This window comes from Novosphingobium chloroacetimidivorans (genome assembly GCF_014204535.1).
GTDB classification, from domain to species: Bacteria; Pseudomonadota; Alphaproteobacteria; order Sphingomonadales; family Sphingomonadaceae; genus Novosphingobium; species Novosphingobium chloroacetimidivorans.
On the sequence record NZ_JACHLR010000002.1, the window covers coordinates 223,117 to 244,846 of the forward strand.

Genomic DNA, 21,730 nt, shown 5'->3' on the forward strand with positions numbered 1-21,730 from the left:
ACGTCGGGAGAGGACACAATGACCATCCGCCTTTCGCGCCGCAGCTTTGCCGCTGCCGGATCGCTGCTGCCGATCGCCTGCTCCCAGGCTGGCCGAAGCGGGCTAGCCACCGCGGCGGCGCCGAGTGCAGCTCCGCTGGCCGTCAATCCGCTGGTGAGGCAGCGCGCCGACGCGCAGGTGTTCCGGCACGAGGACGGCTGGTACTACATGACCGGCTCCGTGCCCGAGTACGACCGACTGGTCCTGCGCCGGTCCAGGACGCTGGCCGGGCTCTCCACGGCGGAAGAGCGGGTGCTGTGGCGCCACCAGGCGCGTGGGCCGATGTCCGGCTTCCTCTGGGCGCCGGAGCTGCACTTCGTCGACGGCCGGTGGGTCATGTACTTCGCTGCCGGCCCCAGCGGCGGCGGCGAGGACGTGTTCCGCATCCGCACCTATGCGATCGTATGCGACGGTGCCGATCCGATGACCGGCGACTGGACCGTGCTCGGCCAGTTCCAGGCGCCCTGGGACAGCTTCAATCTTGATTCCACGATCTTCACCCACAAGGGCGTGCGCTACTTCTCCTGGGCGCAGCGCGAGGCTGGGATCGACACCAACTCCAACGTCTACATCGCGCCGATGAAGGATGCGCTGACCCTGGCCGCCGCGCCGGCGCGGCTGACCGTGCCGACGCTCGACTGGGAAGTGCGTGGGTTCAAGGTGAACGAGGGTTCGGCGTTCCTGGTCAAGAACGGGCAGGTCTTCATGACGTATTCGGCGAGCGCCACGGATGCACGCTATTGCCTCGGGCTGCTCTCGATCGACGAGAACGCGAACCTCATGGACCCACGCGCCTGGACCAAGTCGCAGCAGCCCGTGTTCGTCACGTGCCGCGAAACATCGGTCTATGGTCCCGGCCATAACAGCTTCACCGTCGATGAGCAGGGCCGCGATATCCTGGTCTATCACGGCCGTGACTACGAGGCGATCGCGGGCGATCCGCTGTTCAACCCGGATCGTCACACGCGCATCCAGAGACTCTATACCGATGCACGGGGCAATCCCAATTTCGGTGTGCCCGTCGGTAACGGACCGCTTCCGGAGCGGTTTACACCCGCGGTGCGGCGCAACGTCATGCTGGCGCATGAAGGGGAGCGACTGCTCATCGGCAACGCGCCCCTGCCGCAGACGCAGTTCCGTTCGCTCTCGTTTGAGGATGGCAGCGTTCAGCTGTCGCCGATCCTCAAGCCCGGCCATCGCCTGGTCGCGAGTGCCGAGGGTTCCGTCACGCTCGTTGCGATGGACACGTCGAGTGTTGGCCCGGGGGCCGACCGGTTCCGCCGCATGGCCGGGCCCGGCGGCACCGTCCAGTTCATTTCGCAGGCTTTCGAAGGCAGGGCGCTCGCTCATTCCTCAGACAAGGTCCGTCTCGCGCAAGCGACGGATGCAGCGAGCACATGGCTGGCTGACTAGCTTGCGGAGGCTGCGGGCACGAGGACAGCCGTGTTCAAGGCCAGCTTTTAAGCCGTTTCTTCGCCGAAGTCGGACAAGCGGATCCAGATTGTGACAGATCGGGAGCTTTTTGCTTGCGTTCTAATTGTCTGACTAATAATCTGCCGCGAGAAGACGGGGGCATGGTAACGGGCCAGCCTCACCTTGGGAGGGTTGAACGATGGCCATGAAGCCATTTGCTCTGTGCACTGCATCCATTTTCGCACTTGGCCTGGCCAGCGTCGCCCACGCACAGGACGTACCGCTGAACCCCAGCGGCGATACCGCCTCGCCGGATTCCGCGCCCGCAGCGACCGGTGATGCGGCCGGTGCTTTCGCGGAAGGCGGCGACGCGATCGTCGTGACCGGCGTGCGCGCCTCGATCGTCGGCGCCATCAACAGCCGCAAGGAAAACGTCCAGATCGTCGACTCGATCGTCGCCGAGGACGTCGGCAAATTGCCGGACAACAATGTGGTCGAGGCGCTCCAGCGCGTGACCGGCATCCAGGTCACCGATCGTGGCGGCGGCGAGGCCGGCGCGATCAGCATCCGCGGTCTGACCGACCCGCTGACGACGCTGAACGGCCGCAACATCTTCACGGCCGCGGGCACTTCGTTCGCGCTGCAGGATATCTCGGCCAATCTCGTCAAGAAGGTCGACGTCTACAAGACTCGCTCCGCCGACCAGATCGAGACCGGCCTTGCCGGCCAGATCGACGTCCAGACGCGTCGCCCGCTCGATTTCGACGGCTTCACCATCTCGGGCCTGGCGCGCGGCGTCTACAGCGAGCTGGCCGACAAGATCAATCCCAACGCCGCGCTGCTCGTCAGCAATCGCTGGGAGACCGGCATCGGCGACATCGGCTTCCTGATCAACGCCAGCTACACGCGCACGCAGTTCCGCAACCAGCTCCTGCAGGCAGGCGCGATGGTGCCCTTCGCGACGCAGAACCCGCCAGCGGGCTCGGGCCTGACGCCGCTGCAGCGCATCTTCCCCGGCGATCGCAACCAGAACTGGACGCCCGGTCTCGACGCCGGCCTGCCGACCGCGCCCGGCTCGACGCTGAACATCAACGGCGTCGCCACGCCGTACTACCTCTCGCGCGATGCGGTGATCAGTTCGGACCTGTATGGGAAGCGCACACGTCCGGCGATCAACGCCGCGCTGCAGTGGGCGCCGAACGAGCGGTCGGTCTACACGGCCGAGTTCTTCTATACCGGGTTCAAGCAGAAGACCTTCAACAGCCTGCACTTCAGCTTCGTCGACTGGTGGGGCAACCTTGGCGCCAACCCGGGTTCAACATTCGAGCTCTATGACGGCACCAACATCATCAAGTCTCGCCAGGTCGGCGCCGTCGCCGGCTTCAACAGCGGCGACACCACGACCAGCAAGACAGACAGCTTCGTCTATGCATTCAATGCCAAGTGGGACGTGGGCGATCGCGGCAAGATCTCGGCCGACCTCGCGTACCAGGACAGCAAGAACACGACGTCGTTCTTCGCCATCCGCACCGACCGTGGCCCGCTCGATATCGATGTCGACTTCAATGCCGGGGGCGGCCTGCCTTCGTTCAGCTTCGCCAACCAGGGCGTCCTGACCGACCCGAACGCCTGGACCGTCGGCAACCTGTTCGACAGCGGCACCAAGAACACCGGCAGCGCGCTTACGTTCATGCTCGATGGCGAGTATGCCTGGGACGAAGGCTTCCTGCGCCGCATCAAGGCCGGATTCCGCTACGACGACCGCAAGGCCGCCAACTTCGTGCGCGACCAGGGCGCCGGAGCGCTTGGCGTCACGCTGGCTTCGCTGGGCGGCGACGCGGCGTTCACCAACAAGGACTTCTTCGACAACCGGGCCGACATCCCGACCAGCTGGGTGCTGGCCGACACGCGCAACATGGATCGCGACGCAATCCGCTCGCTCTATCGCTCGGTCGCGCCGGGGCTGCTGCTGTCGGATCAGCTATCGTTCGGCAAGGTGTTCGGCATCAACGAGATCAACATGGCGGCCTACCTGATGGCCGATGGCGAGATCTCGATATTCGGTCGCCCGCTCCAGCTCCAGGGCGGCGCACGCTTCGTGACGATCGACACCAACTACGACTATTTCGATCGTGGTGCCGGGTTCGCCCAGACCAAGGTGGGCACCTCGTCGTCGAAGTTGCTGCCGGCATTCACCGCCCGCTACGACATCACCGACAACCTGCGTATCCGCTTCAATTATGGCGAGACGCTGCGCCGGCCCGACTTCGGAGCCCTCAACCCCAACCCGATCCTGACCGGTGACTTGTCGCGCATCGGCTTTGGCAGCGCGAGCGCGGGCAATGCCGATCTGGGCGTGACGCACTCCAAGAACATGGACCTGGCGCTGGAGTGGTATTTCGAGCGCAACAGCGCGATCTACGTGACCGGCTTCCGTCGCGAGATCGACGGGCTGGTGGTGCCGCTGACCATCCGCGAGTTCATCCCGAACAACTACCTGCCGCGCAACGAGACTTATACCGAATTCTTCAACGTGACCCGTCCGGTGAACGCATCCAACGGCGTGCTGAAGGGCGTGGAACTGGGGCTGACCTACTTCCCGACCTATCTGCCCGGTCCGCTGGACGGCCTTGGCTTCACGGGCAGCGCGACGGTGCTGGACTCCGAGCAGACGATCCCGGTCACCGACGCGGTGGGCAACATCACCGGCAACACCAAGTCGGCGTTCTTCGGCGTGTCGAAGCTTTCGTACAACGCGACGCTTGCGTACGACAACGGGCCGATCGGTGCGCGCCTCTCCTACGTGTGGCGCAAGGGCTTCCTACGCGTGAATGAGGGACGCAGCTTCGCCAACCCGATCGGCATCTGGCGCAAGCCCGAGAAGAGCCTGGACCTCCAGCTGACCTGGAACGTCAACGAGGACATCGGCGTCACCTTCGATGCGGTGAACCTGACCAAGGCCAAGCAGCAGGAGTATTACAAGTTCAGCGATGTGGGCAACGCGGAGCAGTTCAACACCACCAACCTCCTGATTGACCGGACCTTCGCCATCGGCGTCCGATTCAAGTTCGACTGATCCGGCCGGCCCGCGGTGCCGAGGCGACAAGCCGGGCATGCGGGTGGCTGAAGGCGGCCGCGCTTCCCTCGTTCTCCCCCCTCTCTCCGCGAGGGGACGCGGCCGCCCCGAAACAGTTGCGATCACCCGGCCGGAAACTGAGAAAGGCACGAGCCTTCGGGTCGTTCAGGCTGCGGTGATCTCTGGCGAGTTCTGCGTGGCTTCGGCCAGGCAGAACTCGCCTTCCGTCCAGATGAGAATCGGTTCGCGGCGACGCGTTAGGGCCGGGATCAAATCCCGGCGCGGGAGCCGCCATGGCGTCAGGCAAGGGAACCCTGCTGGCCGAGATCACGATCCTGTTTCCGCCAGGCTCGTTCGACGTCGCGGTCGCATGTCGTGCCTTGGTGCGGCACCGCCCGCGCCGAGATCGCCGTCGATCTTCCCGGCTGCAGATGGCGTCCTGTTCGCTTGATCAGAGAGCGCCAAGGCGACGAACGGCCAAGGCGCCGGGCTTCAGGTGCGCATCGCCGGTTGTGGGCGACCTGGTACATCGACGCGGAATGTGAACAGGCTGCCCGCCAACGGCTGCTCGGCCAGCGCGGCATCGTCAAGGCCGACGCGGGCCGTGGTGACGTAGGCCGTTCTCAGATCCGGACCGCCCAAAGCCAGCTTGGTGACGCGGGCGCAGGGCAGCGGCACGTGCAGCAGCATCGTCCCATCGGGCGCATAACGGCGAACGCCCCAGCCATCCCACAGCGCCACCCAGACGCAGTCCTCGCTATCGAGGACGATGCCATCGGGATAGCCTTCGTCCTGGCCCAGCGTCACGAATGGCTCCGGCTCGCCCAGCCGGCCCTCGGCATCCACCGGATAGCGGCTGATGGTGCGAGCGCCCGAATCGACATGGTAGAGCGTACGGGCGTCCGCCGTGATGGCCGGCCCGTTGGTGACGACGGCAGACGTGCCGGCATGACGCAGCGTCGCTCCGTCAAGGCACCAGAGCGTTCCAGTTTCCGCCTCCTCCGGATCATGCATCGTCGCGATCCAGAGACGACCCAGACTGTCGACCGCGGCGTCGTTGGTCCGGTTGTCGGCGGGCTGATCCAGTGTTGCAACGATAGGACCAAGCCGTCCGCCATCGGCGCGCAACACCTTGTCGCGCGAACCGATCACCAGGCCACCATCGTCGGTGGGTACGACGAAGCTGGGATTGCCACCCACTTCGAACGTCTCTGCACTGCCGGTCTGCGGATGGAAGCGGTGCAAGTGACCGCGCTTGATGTCCACGAACCAGAGCGCCTGCTCCTCGGGTAACCAGACCGGCCCTTCGCCAAGTGCTGCATCGAGGTGCCAGACAGCTTCGGGCTGGGTCATCGTCGCGCTCCTGCGACCACCATTGTCGCGCAAGGACCGACCCCAGGGTCGACCTCAATTGTCGGACTAGACCGCGCTCGGTGTCCGATCAAGCGTGCAGCACAAGGCCTGACGTCGCGTTTTTTGGGAGTGATGCTCTCGGTTCGACACCATACCCGCCGGTTGCAGGCAAGGCGTCAGCCTCGCCTGCTGGACACATCAGCGCCGGTAATAGCGATCCCGGTCATACCGATCGTAACGGTCGTGGCGGTTCCGATCATACCGGTTCCAACGCTGATCGCGCCAACCGCGCCGCGAATCGCGCTGCGCCTGGCTGATCTCGCGGCGGCACTCGCGGCGTTCGCGCTGATACTCCCGACGGCTGTCGGCCCGGCGCAGTTCGCGACGACACTCGCGCACCTCTTGCCGCACTTCACGACCGTTGCCCGAGTAGTAGCGCTGAGCCGAAGCGACGCCGGGTACAAAGGTCAGGGCAGCCACGACTGCGCTGATGATGAACTTGCGCATCCTTCTTCCTCCAAGTTGAATTTGTAAGGTACGCACCGCCGTCTGAACGATGCCCATCCGGAGCGTTCATCTGCACCTCACCTTCGCGTGACCCGCTTAGGCCCGCGTACGTTGGTGATGCCAGTCACCGAGCACCGCGACACCATTGCTGGCGTCGCCTAGACGCCGCAGATTGACTGCAAAGCTTCGCGGCAGGGGCGCAAGGCTTCGCCGACCGCACGGATGACGATGCGGGGAAGAGGCCGGCCTGGTTTATTCCGTCCATCATCGCCGTCGAGCCACTGTTACCGGGCACGCCCGAGTTCGTCGCCATCAAGCTCCAGCCGGCGAGAGCATGGCTGAGCCTGCATGGACAGGGGCGAACTGCGAGAAGGTCCCTGCGTCTGCCTTCACCTAGAGCCTTGCATCGCGCTCTTTGCCGCCGGAGCCGATCGCCCGGCAAGCCTCGCTCACGCGCTCTGCCGATGGCAGCGGCAGCGCTGGTTGCCTTCGCGATAAGCCTTCGCGGCTTGGCTGCGCAGGAGCGTCGAAGCGGTTTGATCCGAAACGGACGAGATCTGCCGCCGGCGAGCAGCGTGCTGGCCGAGCCGATCGGTGCTGCTGCGCTTGCGAAACAGCGTCAGGCTCCATTGTACCCGCAGGGCGCGCTCGAAGCACTGCAGAACCGATCCATCCCGGCTTGCGCGCAGCGCGGCATCGGTCAGGGATCATGGCCGCTGCGGCACCCGGCGAACGTGCTGGGTGCCGAACGTCGGCGAGATCGAGAAGGCGCAGGATCATGGCGAACGGTGGAAGCTATCTTGGGCGCGTGCAGGTGTTGCGCTTCTTCGCCGCAACCGCTGTGCTCTTCGCCCATCTCCAGCATGAGATCGCGACGCGGCTGCCGGCGGGCGGCTCGTTCCGGCCGTTCTCGCTGATCGATGGCGGATTTGGCGTCGACCTGTTCTTCGTCATCAGCGGGTTCATCATGTACCATGTCTCGGCCGACAAGTTCGGGGAGCCGGGCGGCGCGCGCACGTTCCTGGTGAGACGATATTTACGCATCGCTCCGCTGTACTACCTGGCGACGGCGCTGATGCTGGCTGCCACGTTCACCTTCTCCGGCGCGGTCTCCATCGCGCAGCCGGATGCCGGCCACGTTCTGGCATCGCTGCTGTTCCTTCCGGCAACGAACGCTCTGGGCCAGCCGGTGCCGGTCTTGAAGCTGGGCTGGACGCTGAACTTCGAGGCGTACTTCTACGTGACCTTCGCGCTGGCGCTGCTGTTCAGCCGACGCGTCGGGCTCACGGTACTGGTCCTCGTCCTATCGGCGGTCGTGGTGGTTGCCCAACTCGTGCCCGATCCGCCCGTCTGGCTCTCGTTCTGGGGGCAGTCGCTGGTCTTCGAGTTCCTGGGCGGCGTCGGGATAGCGATGCTGTATCGGCGCGGGATGGCCATGCCTCTTGCAGGCGCCTGGGCCTTGATCGCAGCGAGCCTGGTCGTTCTGGCGCTGCTGCGAGCGGGGGGGGCGATCCCCTATCTGCCGCGAGCGGTTTATGCGGGGCTTCCGGCCTGGTTGATCGTGCTGGCCGTCGTGGCAGCACCGTTCGCGCAGCGTGGCGGGGCCATGACGCGCCTCCTGATCGCCGGAGGAGAGGCATCCTACGCCATCTACGTCATTCATCCCTTCGGCATCCGCGCGGGCGCGCTCCTGTGGGCACGGCTTGGCCTGCCGCCGCAGCCGTGGCTCTACATCGCGACGCTGATGGTCATCGTGATCGCCGCCGCCCTAGCGGTGAACGTGCTGGTCGAGCGGCCGCTCGATCGCGCGCTCCGCCGCTTGCTGGATCGCGCGCGGCGGCAAGCGCCGGTCGCGGCGATGCCGCGGACGTGACCGCGCTCCGCCTTGACCCAGAAGCAGCAAGCCCAATTCGATGATGAGGATCACGACCAGCCACCGCAGCGAGTAGATGCTGCCGATCACCCACGGCGCGGCTTGCACGATCGAGGCTTGTAGCTGATTCAGGACATAGGCGGCGAAGAGCGCGCTCAGCAAGGAGCGGTTCTCGATGGCATAGGCCATGTAGGAGCATGCCAATCCCACCAGCATGCCGACGATGGCCATCATCAGGCCCAGGCCCAGCCAGCCGAACAGCACCAGCCCCATCGGTTCGGCGACCTCGGTGTACGTGACTGATCCGGCATTGCGGTGCAGCGACGAGCGCAAGTAGTCGGGCGCGTAGCGATTGGAGAAGTAGTGCGCGCCCAGCGAATTCTGGGCCGCGAACAGATCGGTCGCCTTGACCGTGAAGGACTGTGCATAGCGTTCGATCAAGGTGGCGTTCCAGTCGATCAGCGGGGCGCCGATGCTGGACTGGAGGAACCATAGCTCGCCTTGGCCCACCATGCGCCCGCTCAGTCGCTTGACGGTCGCCGCGCGCGTTTCCGTAAAGCCCTTGGAGTAGATGTACGTCGTCATCGTCATCACCCCGCTGAGGGCGATCGCGGCAATGATAGCGTAGAGCCATATGCGTCGGCCCACCTTGGCGTAGTGACGATAGAGGTAAGGTGACCCGAACGCGCTCAGGAAGCCGAGCTGGGTGAAGAACTTGTCGCCGAACAGGAAGTACAGCGCCATCATGCCGGCGAACGTGCCGATCGCCGCCTTGCGCAACCAGGGTCTCGCCGGCAGCGCAAAGGCAACGAAGCCCAGTGCATAGCCGATTACGAACTTCAGGTTCAGCGCATAGAGCGTGACCTTGTCGGCGGCGAAGCGGCGAAAGCTGAAGCGATCGATGCCGGCCAGCAGCGGAAAGCCGTACTGCAGCCCTCGCACCACCAAGGCCAGCGCGATGACGGCGGTGAGCGCGAGTGCGATCATGGCCAGGGCGTTGGCATAGCGATCGAGCAGCGGCGAGAGCGCGTACTCGCCCCGCCGGTCAAGCGCCCGGATCAAAGTGCGGAAGGTGAGCAGGAACCCGATGCACAGCATGAGGTCGCTCAGCACCAGAGCGCTCGACCAGGGGCCGGCTCGGCCGACGAGGCCGAGTTCGAACATCTCGCCACCGGACTCGATCATGATCAGGGCGACGAGGCACGACGCCCCGTTGAACATCTGCGGCAGGAACAGGACCGCGCCGCGCGGCTCCAATCGGAACACCAAGGCACAGAGCCAGCCGTAGTTGGCCAGCGCTACGAGCGACCAGGCCGGGTGTACCCAGCGGGAAGAGGCATAGAGCGCGGCCAGCATGGACAGCAGCAAGACGCCGATCTCCAGCGCCCGACCGGCGTAGCTTTGCCCGGAAGCGCTCGACGCCGGCCGACGGAGGCGCGCGGATGGGGAGCGGAACGCGGTAGCTGCAGGCATATGTCTTCAGGTCCTCGTATTGCGGCTGGGGTTCGGGAGGCCGCGTCACCGGAAGCCTCGCGGGCGCCAGCGAAGCGGAGCGCCTGCGATGGCGAACGGTTCTGGCTGTTGGGGCCTCGGAGCCTGGGCCGCCGACGCCGCGAGCATCGCCCGTCAGAAGTGTCGTTCGGGTATGCGGATCGTGTCGCCAGGGGCCACCGCCGTTCCTGGCGAGAGCTTGTAGGGCACCTCGCTGGTCTCACCCCAGCGGGTGATCATGGCGTTGCCTTGCTGCGCCCGGTAGGTGTAGCCCTTGGCCGTGGCGATCGCCTGGCGCACCGTCATGCCCGGGATGAACGGGTATTGTCCCGGCGCGTTCACTTCACCCAGCACGAAGAATGGGCGGTACTGGAGGATTTCCACCGCCACCTTGGGGTCGAGCAGGTACCCACCCCGGGCGTAGGCGGTGCGCACCGCTTCCTGCAGTTCGGGAAGCGTCCTGCCGCTCGCCTCGATGCTGCCCACGAGGGGCAGGGCCACCCGCCCATCGCTGCCGATGCTGTATTCGCCATTCAGCTTGTCTTCGCCGTAGAAGATCAATCGCAGCCCGTCCCCGGCACCCAGGCGATAGTCGCGCACCTCGCTCACCGTGGGGGCCGCCTGCTTGGGTGTGGATGCGCAGCCGCCCAGAGCCATCGCTGCCCCAAGGCCTGCCGCAGCGGCCAGTCGTATCTTTGAACTCAGCATCTCGCTGTCTCCCCGAAGGTCCTGAATCGGAAGTTACCACGATGCGGCCAAAATGGATTTAAACGCCGAAACCGTCCAAATTGGAGTAAATGCGTCAGACATCGGATAACTGCCTAGTTTTAGGCATTGTTACGAGCCAAATTGTAGATCGAATGTTTGCAGCTGCAACACGAACAACATCGATCATCGTGGAGATTGCGGTTGCGGGTCTTAACGCTGCCGATATGACTTGCCGGCATGAGGATCAGAGCTTTTACATGTGTCTGCGGAGCGGGATCGCTCATGGCGTTATTCGCCGGGCATGCTGCACGCGCGCAGGACGTGTCGGCCTCACCCTCAGCCGGCACGCAGTTCGATCGGCTGCGGACGGTATCGGTCGCCGATCGGGTGCAGCCGGGCTACGAAGAGGTGGGAACACGCACCAGCGGGTTCGTCTTCTACCCGCGGGTGCGCGCCCAGGTCACTTACGACGACAACGTGCGCGCAGGCACGTCCGACAAGGACGATGATGTCGCGTTCACGATCGAACCGTCGGTTCGTGCCGTTTCGGAATGGTCCCGGCATCAACTCGGCCTACTGGCCTCGGCGAACCTGACGCGCTTCGCACGGCTCGATACGGAGAACGCGGAAACCTACTCGGTCCAGGGTCAGGGGCGCTACGATGCGGGCGACGAGGTCCGCTTCTATGGCGATGTCGGCTACCGACGAGACGTAGAGCGGCGTTCGGCGCCCGGTGCCCTGCGCAACAGCCGCAAGCCGGTTTCGTACCGCACGGCCTCCGCCGGCGGACAGGCCACCTGGCAGGGTAACCGCCTGCGCCTCACCGCCACCGCCAGGGCCGCCAAGATCAGCTACGAGGATGTCGATCTTGGCGATGGAGTGACGATCGACTCGCGGGAGCTTGACCGCAGCCGCTACCAGGCCGGACTGCGTGCCGACTACGCGGTCACGGCGGACCTGGCTGTGCTGGTCAGTGGTACGCTCAGCAAGCTCGACTACAATCGCTCCGCCAACCCGCTGATACCGGATCGCACCGCCCGGCGTGCCGAGCTCCTGGCGGGTGTGAGCTTCGAGTTCACCGACCTCCTGCGCGGCGAAGTGGCGGTGGGCTACATCCACCAGAACTTTCGAAGCGCGGGCATCCGCAACTTCTCGGGCTTCGGCGGTCGCGCCGAGGTCGAGTACTTTCCCACTCGCCTGACCACCGTTCGGCTGGATGCATCCCGAACTCTGCAGGAGGCCGGCAACCCGCTGGCGCCCAGCTATCGCCGCACGCATTTCGGTCTGCGCGTCGACCACGAGCTGTACCGCTACATCGTCGTGTCCGGTTTCGCCGATTACGAAAGCGATCGGTTTCAGCTTCCCGAACGCACGGAGCGTCGGCGTCATTTCGGAGCCAGCGCGCAGTACCTGGTCGATCGCCACATCACCTTGTTCACGCGCTACGACAACTTGCATGTGACCTCGCGCCCAGCCGCGTTCGGCAGGCGCCTGACGGACAATGCCATCAGCGTGGGCGTCCTAATCAAACTATGACCGGTCGCAGCCCCGCCCGGCCGAACTGCCACACAACCGCAACCAAGGCGCCGCTGCAGCGGCTTGCTATCGCGACGGGAACAGCACCTTGAGCAACGAACTGACAGCCGGGCAACATCATGCGCTTGCAGAGCGCGGGCGGCACTTCGGTATCGAGGATGGCGGCTATGCCGGCGGAGCCGCCCAGCTCGACGGATCGCGGTTCGGCCGCTTCGTGCGGGATAACTACAAGCTGTTGCTCGGCATCATGGCGATCGCGCTTGGCCTCGCCGCGCTCTACACCTTGCGGCAGGATCCGGTGTTCGAGACCAAGGCGAGCGTGCTGCTCGATCAGCGCAAGAAGCAGGTCGTGCAGGGGCTGGAAGATGTCGTCTCGCCGCTGCCGGCCGATTCCAGTGTCGTCGACACCGAGGTGGAGCTGCTGTCCTCTTCCGGCATGGCGATGCAGGTGGCGCGGCGTGCCGGGCTGATCCCCGATGTGCCGGTCGAGCGCATGTCGCACGAGCAGCAGGAAGATGCCGCCCTGGTCGTGCGTGACGTTCTCGATCATCGCACCATCAGCCGCGTAGGCCTGACGTACCTGATCGACATACGCTATAAGTCGAGCGACCCGGAAACGGCTCAGCGCATGGCCAACCTCTATGCGCAGACATACATCGAGTCGCAGGTCGGGGTTCGCGTCGACGAGAACACCCGTGTGCGCCGGCATCTGGAAAACGAGATCGCCAGGTTGCGCGGCCAGGTCAAGCAAGCGGATGCCGCCGTCGCAGCCTACAAGGCGCGCACGGGCCTTAACGGCAACACGGCCGCGGGCACGCTGACCGAGCAGGAGATCTCGAGCTACAACCAGACCCTGGCGGTGGCGCGCGCGCAGGCAGCCGAAGATGCGCAGCGCCTGGACGCGGCGCGCTCGCAACTCGCGCGGGGCGCGGACAAGCTGGGTGAACTGAACACGCCGGGCATGGCCGACTTGCGCGCGCAGCAAACCAGCACCAGCGCCCTCGTGGCGCAACTTGCCAGCCGCTATGGCCCCAACCACCCCGAACTGATCACCGCGCGCCAGCAACTCGCGGAGATCAACCGGCTGATCGCGAATCAGGGCTCGCGCGTGGTGTCCGGCTTGCAGGCACAGGCACAGGCCTCTGCCGGACGCGCGGCAGAGATCGCCAGCAAGCTTTCTGCCACCGAGGGCGAACTGGCGAGCGCCGACACGGCGGCAGTGCGATTGCGCGAGTTGGAGGCGGAAGTGACCGCGCCCAAGACCCTGCTTGACGCCTATATGACGCGCCTGGCGCAGATCTCGACGCAAAGCGGGATCGAGCAGGCCGACGCGCGTGTCGTCGCCTTCGCTCCCCTACCCGTGCAGGCCGCAGGGCCGAGCCTGATCGTCAATCTCGTGATCGGCGCGGTGCTGGGAGCGATCCTGTTCGCCATCGTCGCGCTTCTCAAGCAGGTCTTCGCGGTCGGCGTCAGCTCGCCCGAGGAGGTCGAGACCATCTTCGGCGTGGAGTTCCTCGCCGCCGTGCCCCGCCTGCGCAACGAGGATGACATGGCGATCATCAACCAGGTGGTCGAAGCTCCCAATTCGCCGTACGCGGAATCCTTGAGAGCGCTTGCAGCCGGCCTGTTCGTGCCTGGACAAGCGCAACCCGGCGTCATCGCGCTGACCTCGCCCCAGGCGGCCGAGGGCAAGTCGACCACGGCCATCGCTTTGGGCCGCAGCCAGGCGCTGCGTGGCCGCCGCGTGCTGGTCATCGATTGCGACTTGCAGCGCCCCACGTTCCACCAGCGTTTCGGCTTCGGACGGTTCGGACCCGGGCTCGTCGAGGTTTTGCGTGGCGAGGCGCACCTGGCAGACTGCCTTGTGGCGGACGGCCTGACCCCGGCGCGGTTCCTGCCGGTGGGCGAGGTGGTGGAAGCCGGGCAGTCGATCGCCTTCGACCAGTTGCAGGCCTTGGTCGCGGAAGCGAGGACCCAATTCGATCTGGTGCTGCTGGACCTGCCGCCGGTCCTTCAGGTCGCCGAGGCGCGCGTCATCGCCGCGGCAAGCGATGGCGTGGTGCTGCTGACCCGGTGGAAACACACCTCGCGCCAGGCCATCGAGTTCGCGATCACCGTTCTGACGCGAGCGGGTAACTCCGTTCTGGGTCTTGTTCTGACCGAGGTGCCGGTCGGCAGCGAGATCATGATGGGCAGCTACCAGGAGCCAGCGGTCGGCAAGCTGCGCTTCGCGGGAAACGGTTGATGGGCGGGCTGTGCAAGGAGCAGGCCAGCGTCCACGATGCGTCGTGCGGGCAAAAGCGACGGCGCCACGCCGAGTGCCGATCGCGCATGCACGCCCAGGCAGGGCTAACGGATGGACAACGCCAGCGACGAGATGGACGCGCGGTCAACGACCTAGGGCCACGCACAGCCCGCAGCCGGAACGATCGCCAGACTGGCGGCAGGATAGCAGTCGCTCGTGCCGCTTCGATCTTGCCGTGCGACGGTGACGAGCACGCCGGGCCTGGTATGATCAACTTCGGGCGAGAAGACGGGCGGTCGTCGCGCCCACGCCGCTGCTGGAGCGATCGCGAGGCCGGCGGCGAGGGAGCAGATGCTCGTGTCGCGTCGCTCTTGCCATGCGATGGTCGTGCGCAGGTGGTATCTGGTGCGATCCATTCCGGACAATACGTAGGGCGAAGTCTGCTTGCCTCACGGCAATGCCAGCCTCTTCGACGCAGCTTTGTGAATCGGCCGGCGAAGCGATCTTTCAAGCTGCGTTCCCTGCTCGATCAGCCTGGACCGGCGGCGAAAGCGGGTGAGCTTCGCGCCTCGCGTCTGGTTGGTATGGGCGGCGCGGCGATACTGATCGTCTCGAAGGCGGCAACATGAGCACGGTCTTCGATTGGCTGACCGTCGCGATCTTCGCCGGTCTTGCCGTGGTCTACCTGCAGCGGTCCGTCGGGCCTCGTCCAGCGCATGATGCGGTATGGAAGTATGCACCACCGGCGATCGCCTGTGTGGCCGCCAATCAGTTCGGCAACGAAGGTTGGGTTCTGCTCGGCACTATGCTGATGTTTGCAGCGCTGGTTTACGTCTGGTTCGTCATCAGGCCGCTGGATCGCGCATGAGGTTGGTTGCGCAAGCGAACAAATGTGGGAGGGCGGCGGATGCCTGCGGATCAGACGGGTCGCTGGTGCGGCGTGGTCTGGCCTGCGTCTTGTCCCCCGAATCCGACCCGGCGCCTGCGATCGATTGCTTCAGGCCGTGCGTTCACAGAGATCGATCGACGGCTTGGTCGAAAGGCTCAGTCCGACTGAAGGCAGTTCGGTCGAGGCCAATCTGGCAGAAGACTGACGCGGCGATCGTGCAAGACGTCACCCAGCCGATGCAAGGGCGCCACTGTGATCAGCGCAGAAGTGTCAAAAGCACTATCCACAAGAGCGCCGAGAAACAAAGCCCATCCACGATCGCAGCGGGCACGCCAAGCTGCGTTCTTGCGCTCAAGCGCGGGGAGGTCCCTTCGGACAAGGGACGCCACGGCGCAGTGATCCCAGATCTCATCTCAAACATCCTCGGTTTCTATCTTGGCGACACCTTAACACGGTCGAGCCTGCAAACGTTCATCTGCTCAAGCGTCGAATGGTCCAGATCGGATGAGCGTCCAGCAGTTTGCCGACAGGGCCGGATGCGCTGCGCACATGCATCGGAGGTGGGTGGTGGTGAATGCCCGCAGCGGCACGGCACACTCGCTGTGCCATGCCGCCAAGAACGCCTGTACCGTGCTCCCGCAAGCCGATCGCTTGTCGAGCCGAGCCGAGACGCTGGACATCTTCGCCATGGCCGCCCTGTGCCAATGCGTCGGAACGACAAGCCGCACTTTCGTTGTGGAATGCCGGTCTTGCGCCAATCAATCCTGGTTCTTCCCGCGTCCGTCGCCGGCGAGATGGTGTTAGGATCGCAACGCCCATTCCTCGCAGTCTCGCCTTCATGAACCGCGGTGTTGGTGCGGTTGCTGATTTCGGCGATGTCAGCCGCCGCGTCAGCCGTGGCTCGGCCAGGCGAAGCGCGCCAAGGTTGGCCCGTGGCATGGGGTTGCTGCATCTGGCGGCGGCTGCCTGGGCGCATCCCCCGGCGCGATGGCGGCTCGTCGGGGCGGCTGTGCTGAGTGCGGCCTGGTTCATCCTGCTCGCGCTCTGGCTGCTCCCGCACGCACCGGGGCGCGTGATCGGGTCTGCTCCCCAGGAGCTTCGCATTTCCGACGTGAGCACGCTGCCTGGGCGACCATCGGTGGACACGCTCACAAGCCAGCCGACTCCGGCACCGATCAAAGGCAGCGAGGCGTTCAGACGCAACGCGATGACGCCGTTTGTGGCCACGGGCCGAGCCGCCGCCCCCTTCCACTTGGGCGGAACCCCGCAGGAGTATGTCCAAGCCCGCGCCTGCCTTGCTGCGGCCATGCTCTATGAGGCCGGGAGCGATGCGGCCGGGCAGATGGCGGTGGGCCAGGTAATCCTCAACCGTGTGCGGCATCCCGCATTTCCTCATAGCGTCTGCGGTGTGGTGTTGCAGGGCAGTGAGCGTGCGACCGGGTGTCAGTTCACCTTCACCTGCGACGGTGCGCTCTCTCGCCGTCATGCCGATGCCGCGATCGATAGGGCACTGGCCCGCGCAGGGCTGATGCTGGATGGAATGGTGTATCCCGGTGTCGGCCTCGCCACCCACTACCACACCGAGCAGGTCTATCCGTGGTGGAGCCCGAAACTGGAGAAGATCGCGCGGGTGGGGACGCACTTGTTTCTGCGCTGGCCGGGGTTTTGGGGCTCGGCAGCGGCGTTGACCGGCCGGCACCGGACGCCCGAGCCCGGCACCAATCTCTTCGCGCACTTCGGCTCCCTTGGTGCCGAGGCTCTCGCCGCATCCGCCGCGCCTTCCGCGACCTCTGTACAAACGGCTGCCCGTATCGAGCCGCAACTCGCCGCTCTGGACCATGATCCGTTGCAGACGGCGACCCGGCGGTTCGAAGTGCCGGCCAGTCCGCCACGCTCGGCGGGAAGCGCCGATGCCGTTCCGATCTCGCGCCGGCTCGATGCAGCATGGCAGCGGCCTGCGAAAGCGGCATCTGCGGTGATGGGCGCGCCAGTTGTTCAGGGAATGCGGCTCCTTCGCATGTTCCCCGACAAAGGGGCCTTTTATGTCGAGCTTGCACCGGGTTCGAGCGAAGGTACCCGGCGCCGATCGGCCCAGGCACTATGCGGAGGCCGCGACAGGTGCGACGTCTATGGCTGGTCGAGCGCGGGCGAGGCGCCCTCGATCTTGCCGTCGGACCGCCAGTTCAAGCCGGCTCCGGCCTTTCACTTCGTCTGGGAGCCTGCGAGAGGCGGGCGAGCGGTTCCGCCGTCCGCGAACGCCTTGTGAGCGCCGCTGCAATTCCGACTGGCTGCCATGCTCTCCGGCATGGGCCAGGCCTCAGGCATGGCCGCGGTGGAAGCCGAGAAGAAGCCATGCCTGGGCCGCGTTTCGACAATGCCTGGACGCATCGGCGCTCCACACGATGGGCAGGTGGAGCGCCGGGCTGGAGGCGATTGGCAATTGTCAGGACGATGGTTAGCGGCTACAGCGGATACTCGGCTCAAGTAAAGCGCATGAATTACAAGCGCTTGGATGGCAAAAGTCAGAGAAGCAAGGTTCAAGCGGGGACTTACGAGTGAAAGCCGTCATACTGGCGGGCGGATTGGGCACCCGCTTGGGCGAGGAAACCAGCGTCCGTCCCAAGCCCATGGTCGAGATCGGCGGGATGCCGATCATCTGGCACATAATGAAGATCTATGCCTCGCACGGCATCAACGATTTCGTGATCTGCCTTGGCTACAAGGGATACGTCATCAAGGAGTTTTTCTCCAATTACTTCCTGCACGCGTCCGACGTGACGATCGATCTGTCGAAGAACGCGATGGAGGTGCATCAGAACTGGAGCGAGCCTTGGCGGATCACCCTGGTCGATACCGGGGCGGACACGCAAACCGGTGGCCGTTTGCAGGCGGTGCGGCGCTATCTCGATGACGGCGAGTCTTTCTGTTTCACGTATGGCGATGGCGTGTCGAACGTCGATATCACCAGCGAGATCGCCTTCCACAAGCAGCATGGTCGCAAGGCAACGATCGCAGCGGTGACGCCTCCGGGCCGCTTCGGTGCGCTCGAGTTCGAAGGCGATCTCGTGCGCAGCTTCCGAGAGAAGCCGGCGGGTGACGGCGGCTTGATCAACGGCGGCTTCTTCGTCCTCGAGCCCGAGGTCATCGACCTGATCGAAGGTCCCGCGACCCTCTGGGAGCGCGAGCCGCTCGAGGCCCTGGCCCACTCGGGCGAACTCGTTGCTTTCGTGCACGAAGGCTTCTGGCAGCCGATGGATACCCTGCGCGACAAGCAGCATCTCGAGGAGTTGTGGCAGAAAGGCGCGCCTTGGAAGACCTGGTAAGCGACGCCTTCTGGGCCGGTCGCCGCGTCTTCCTGACCGGGCATACGGGCTTCAAGGGTAGCTGGCTCGCGATCTGGCTGGCGCGCATGGGGGCGCACGTCACCGGCTTCGCGCTGCCGGCCGAGGAGATCAGCCTGTTCGGCATGGCGCAGGTGGCCGAACTGGTCTCCCATGTCGAAGGCGACATCCGCGACCTGGCGGCGGTCGAGGCGGCGATGGCTGCCTGCGATCCCGAGGTCGTGTTCCATCTCGCCGCGCAGCCGCTCGTGCGTGAATCCTACCAGACCCCGGTCCAGACTTTCGCGACCAACGTGCAGGGCACTGTCCATGTGCTCGACGCCTGCCGCCGCATGCCGGCGCTCAAGGCCATCGTCTGCGTTACCTCGGACAAGTGCTACGAGAACAACGAGTGGGTGTGGCCCTATCGCGAGAGCGATCCGATGGGCGGGCACGATCCGTACAGCGCCAGCAAGGGCGCTGCCGAACTGGTCATATCGGCCTACCGGCGCAGCTTCTTCCACGGTGTCGAGGGAGCTCCGCTGCTCGCGTCCGTGCGGGCCGGCAATGTGATCGGTGGCGGCGACTGGGCCAAGGACCGCCTGATCCCCGACATCGTGCGCGCACTGATCGCCGGCGAGCCGCCGCTCATCCGCTCGCCAGGCGCGATCCGTCCCTGGCAGCACGTCCTGGAAGCGCTTGGCGGATACCTGTTGATCGCCGCGCGTCTGCTGCAAGGCCGCGAGTGGGCTGCCACCGCATGGAACTTCGGCCCGGCCGACAGCGACGTGCAGCGGGTGGACTGGATTGCCGATCGTCTCACCGCCCGCTGGGGGACCGCAGGGTGGGAGCGTGGCAACGAGGCCGGCCCGCATGAGGCGCATATCCTCAAGCTTGATTGTGCCAAGGCGCGCAGCGTACTGGGCTGGCGTCCGGCACTGACGCTGGGTGACGCGCTTGCAATGATCGTCGATTGGCACCGCCCGGTGGCTGCCGGCGAAAACGCAAGAAAAATAACGTATTCGCAGCTTGATGAATATCGCTACAAGTTTCAGTCCGCATTGGCGGGAGCAGGTATTGAATGACGATTGAGAACGCCAAGGCAGATCTCGCCGCGCTTGCGGCAGGCTGCGACGAGGCGCAACTTCGCGACATGATCCGGGGTCTGACGGGAGAGTACGCGCGCCGGTTCCATGCGCCGCGTCCCTTCGTGCCCGGCGAAAGCCCGGTGCCGGTGTCCGGCAAGGTCTATGGCGACACCGACATGCAGTTGCTGGTCGATTCCGCGCTGGATTTCTGGCTCACGACCGGCCGCTTCAACGATCAGTTCGAAGCCAGGCTGGCGGCCCGCCTCGGCGTGGCGCATGCGCTCACGACCAACTCGGGCTCATCGGCGAACCTGCTCGCGCTCTCGACGCTGACCTCGCACTATTTTCGCGGCGACGCGTTGAAACCGGGCGACGAAGTGATCACGGTCGCCACCGGCTTCCCGACCACGGTTAATCCCTCGTTGCAGTACGGGCTCGTACCCGTCTTCGTCGATGTCGACATCCCGACCTACAACATCAAGCCCGAGATGATCGAGGCGGCCGTCACCAGCAAGACGCGCGCGATCATGATTGCGCATACGCTGGGCAACCCGTTCAACCTCGCCGAGGTCATGCGGGTCGCCGAGAAGTACGACCTGTGGGTCGTCGAGGATTGCTGCGACGCACTCGGCGCCACGTACGACGGCAAGGGTGTCGGCACCTTCGGCCACATCGGCACGCTCAGCTTCTACCCCGCGCACCACATCACCATGGGTGAGGGCGGGGCGGTGTTCACCGACAAGCCGCGCCTGAAGCGCGTGATCGAGTCCATGCGCGACTGGGGTCGTGACTGCTGGTGCGCGCCGGGGCAGGACAACACCTGCGGCAAGCGGTTCGGCCGCAAGTTGGGCACGCTGCCCAAGGGCTACGATCACAAGTACACCTACAGCCACGCCGGCTACAACCTGAAGATCACCGACATGCAGGCCGCGGTCGGTCTGGCGCAGCTGGATCGGCTCGAGGACTTCATCGCGGCTCGCAAGCGCAACTTCGCGCTGCTCACCGAGATGCTCAAGCCGCTGGAGGACATCCTGATCCTGCCGCAGGAAACGCCCAACTCCGAGGCGTCCTGGTTCGGCTATCCGATCACCATCCGGCCCGAGAGTCGCGTCAATCGCGACGAACTGGTCGAGCGGCTGAACGACTTCAAGATCGGCACCCGCCTGCTGTTCGGCGGCAACCTGCTGCGCCAGCCTTACATGAAGGGCCGCAACTATCGCGTCGTCGGCGACCTGACGAACGCCGATCTGGTCACCACCAATACGTTCTGGATCGGGCTCTATCCCGGTCTCACCGAGGCCCACCTCTCCTATGCCGTGGAGACGATGACCAAGCTCATCAAGTCGCAGACCACGGGGATGGCGGTCACTGTTGCAGGGAGCACAACGTGAACAACACCGAAAAAAAGATGCTCGAGATCCTGAAGTCGGCGCGCGACTACGGTGTGGTCGCGGTCAAGGCCGAGTTCGAGGCAGAGGGCACGCGTAACGACGAGTTCCTGCGCCTGCTCGAGATCGCTCGTCGGGCCGACCTCAAGGTCGCGTTGAAGATCGGCGGCTGCGAGGGCATTCGCGATCTGATCGAAGCGCGCAACTTCGGCGTGGACTACATCATCGCTCCGATGGTCGAGACGCCCTACGCGCTCACCAAGTATGTCGCGGCCAAGGACAAGATCTATCCCGCCGACGAGCAGCAGGACATGCGCTTCCTGTTCAACATCGAAACCCGCACCGGGTTCGAGAATCTCGCCGGCATGGCCGTGGAAGCGGAGAAGGGCAAAGTCGGCTTCGTGTTCGGCCGCGTCGACTTTGCCGGCTCGCTCGGCAAGGGCCGCGAGATCGTCAACGCGCCCGAGACGATGGACTGCGTCGAGAAGGTTGCGCAAGTGGCCAAGGACCGCAACCTGGAACTGGTCGTGGGCGGCGGCGTCAACCCGGACTCGATCGCGCCCCTGCAGCGTATCCGCAAGATCCGCCTCGATCGCTTCGAAACCCGCAAGGTCATCTTCGACGGAGCCTGCCTGGAGAACGGCGATGCCGAGCAGGGCATGGAGCACGCCATCGAGTTCGAGCTGCTGTGGCTCAAGAACAAGCGCGACTTTTACAAGTCGATCGCGGCCGAGGACGAAAGCCGGATCGCGATGATGGAAGCGCGCCAGCAGAGCAGTTTCCAGCCGGTCGGCTGATCCTGTC

Annotated in this window: 15 protein-coding genes; 11 read left to right on the top strand and 4 right to left on the bottom strand. The window is 65.1% G+C overall.

Going from position 1 to position 21,730, the window contains the following annotated elements; translation table 11 throughout:
- The first annotated feature begins 18 nt into the window (after positions 1-18).
- Both HNO88_RS03495 and HNO88_RS03500 read left to right on the top strand, forming a co-directional pair.
- Positions 19-1,452, top strand: coding sequence for a glycoside hydrolase family 43 protein (locus tag HNO88_RS03495; RefSeq protein WP_184242685.1), 1,434 nt, complete (start codon positions 19-21; stop codon positions 1,450-1,452).
- 199 nt (positions 1,453-1,651) lie between these two features.
- Complete coding sequence (locus HNO88_RS03500) at positions 1,652-4,528, top strand: TonB-dependent receptor (RefSeq protein WP_184242686.1); 2,877 nt, start codon at positions 1,652-1,654, stop codon at positions 4,526-4,528.
- 492 nt (positions 4,529-5,020) lie between these two features.
- Here HNO88_RS03500 and HNO88_RS03505 read toward each other — a convergent pair whose 3' ends face one another.
- Positions 5,021-5,881: an SMP-30/gluconolactonase/LRE family protein gene (locus HNO88_RS03505; protein ID WP_184242687.1), complete on the bottom strand. Its 861-nt coding sequence runs from the start codon at positions 5,879-5,881 to the stop codon at positions 5,021-5,023.
- A 198-nt stretch (positions 5,882-6,079) separates the two neighbouring features.
- Entirely contained in the window at positions 6,080-6,388 is a 309-nt protein-coding gene (locus HNO88_RS03510; RefSeq protein ID WP_184242688.1) for a hypothetical protein, read from the bottom strand.
- A gap of 778 nt (positions 6,389-7,166) precedes the next feature.
- Between HNO88_RS03510 and HNO88_RS03515 the strand changes: the two genes are divergently transcribed.
- The gene (locus tag HNO88_RS03515) at positions 7,167-8,261 is read left to right on the top strand and encodes an acyltransferase family protein (protein WP_184242689.1); all 1,095 of its coding nucleotides are present in this window, start codon (positions 7,167-7,169) and stop codon (positions 8,259-8,261) included.
- On the opposite strand, the gene HNO88_RS03520 is transcribed toward HNO88_RS03515, so the two are convergent.
- Positions 8,157-9,734 (bottom strand): DUF6418 domain-containing protein, encoded by a 1,578-nt coding sequence (locus HNO88_RS03520; RefSeq protein WP_184242690.1) that lies wholly within the window; start codon positions 9,732-9,734, stop codon positions 8,157-8,159. The two genes, HNO88_RS03515 and HNO88_RS03520, sit on opposite strands and share 105 nt — an antisense overlap.
- Before the next feature lie 153 nt (positions 9,735-9,887).
- Entirely contained in the window at positions 9,888-10,460 is a 573-nt protein-coding gene (locus HNO88_RS03525) for a polysaccharide biosynthesis/export family protein (protein WP_184242691.1), read from the bottom strand.
- Positions 10,461-10,742: 282 nt separating this feature from the next.
- Between HNO88_RS03525 and HNO88_RS03530 the strand changes: the two genes are divergently transcribed.
- The 8 genes from HNO88_RS03530 (at position 10,743) to HNO88_RS03565 (ending at position 21,723) form a co-directional block, all read left to right on the top strand.
- Positions 10,743-11,996 carry an outer membrane beta-barrel protein gene (locus HNO88_RS03530; protein ID WP_184242692.1) on the top strand — a complete coding sequence of 418 codons (1,254 nt, stop codon included), beginning with the start codon at positions 10,743-10,745 and terminating at the stop codon, positions 11,994-11,996.
- 88 nt (positions 11,997-12,084) lie between these two features.
- Positions 12,085-14,241, top strand: coding sequence for a GumC family protein (locus HNO88_RS03535; RefSeq protein ID WP_184242693.1), 2,157 nt, complete (start codon positions 12,085-12,087; stop codon positions 14,239-14,241).
- A 625-nt stretch (positions 14,242-14,866) separates the two neighbouring features.
- On the top strand, positions 14,867-15,109 hold the full coding sequence (locus HNO88_RS03540) for an XrtV sorting system accessory protein (protein WP_184242694.1): 243 nt from the start codon (positions 14,867-14,869) through the stop codon (positions 15,107-15,109).
- A gap of 958 nt (positions 15,110-16,067) precedes the next feature.
- Positions 16,068-17,396: a cell wall hydrolase gene (locus HNO88_RS03545; RefSeq protein WP_246381144.1), complete on the top strand. Its 1,329-nt coding sequence runs from the start codon at positions 16,068-16,070 to the stop codon at positions 17,394-17,396.
- Positions 17,397-17,685: 289 nt separating this feature from the next.
- A complete protein-coding gene (rfbF, locus tag HNO88_RS03550; protein ID WP_184242695.1) occupies positions 17,686-18,453 on the top strand; it encodes a glucose-1-phosphate cytidylyltransferase in 768 nt (255 codons plus the stop codon).
- A complete protein-coding gene (gene rfbG, locus HNO88_RS03555) occupies positions 18,438-19,535 on the top strand; it encodes a CDP-glucose 4,6-dehydratase (RefSeq protein ID WP_184242696.1) in 1,098 nt (365 codons plus the stop codon). Before rfbF ends, rfbG begins: the two co-directional genes overlap by 16 nt.
- Complete coding sequence (gene rfbH / locus HNO88_RS03560; RefSeq protein ID WP_184242697.1) at positions 19,532-20,929, top strand: lipopolysaccharide biosynthesis protein RfbH; 1,398 nt, start codon at positions 19,532-19,534, stop codon at positions 20,927-20,929. The genes rfbG and rfbH overlap by 4 nt, the downstream gene beginning before the upstream one ends.
- Positions 20,926-21,723, top strand: a complete 798-nt coding sequence (locus HNO88_RS03565) for an aldolase/citrate lyase family protein (protein WP_184242698.1) — start codon at positions 20,926-20,928, stop codon at positions 21,721-21,723. The genes rfbH and HNO88_RS03565 overlap by 4 nt, the downstream gene beginning before the upstream one ends.
- Positions 21,724-21,730 lie beyond the last annotated feature (7 nt).

Coding starts and splice junctions, on each gene's coding strand:
- rfbH (WP_184242697.1), top strand. CDS start 19,532: ATGACGATTGAGAACGCCAAGGCAGATCTCGCCGCGCTTGCGGCAGGC.
- HNO88_RS03545 (WP_246381144.1), top strand. CDS start 16,068: ATGGGGTTGCTGCATCTGGCGGCGGCTGCCTGGGCGCATCCCCCGGCG.
- HNO88_RS03515 (WP_184242689.1), top strand. CDS start 7,167: ATGGCGAACGGTGGAAGCTATCTTGGGCGCGTGCAGGTGTTGCGCTTC.
- HNO88_RS03540 (WP_184242694.1), top strand. CDS start 14,867: ATGAGCACGGTCTTCGATTGGCTGACCGTCGCGATCTTCGCCGGTCTT.
- HNO88_RS03495 (WP_184242685.1), top strand. CDS start 19: ATGACCATCCGCCTTTCGCGCCGCAGCTTTGCCGCTGCCGGATCGCTG.
- HNO88_RS03530 (WP_184242692.1), top strand. CDS start 10,743: ATGGCGTTATTCGCCGGGCATGCTGCACGCGCGCAGGACGTGTCGGCC.
- HNO88_RS03525 (WP_184242691.1), bottom strand. CDS start 10,460: ATGCTGAGTTCAAAGATACGACTGGCCGCTGCGGCAGGCCTTGGGGCA.
- HNO88_RS03520 (WP_184242690.1), bottom strand. CDS start 9,734: ATGCCTGCAGCTACCGCGTTCCGCTCCCCATCCGCGCGCCTCCGTCGG.
- HNO88_RS03505 (WP_184242687.1), bottom strand. CDS start 5,881: ATGACCCAGCCCGAAGCTGTCTGGCACCTCGATGCAGCACTTGGCGAA.
- HNO88_RS03500 (WP_184242686.1), top strand. CDS start 1,652: ATGGCCATGAAGCCATTTGCTCTGTGCACTGCATCCATTTTCGCACTT.
- HNO88_RS03510 (WP_184242688.1), bottom strand. CDS start 6,388: ATGCGCAAGTTCATCATCAGCGCAGTCGTGGCTGCCCTGACCTTTGTA.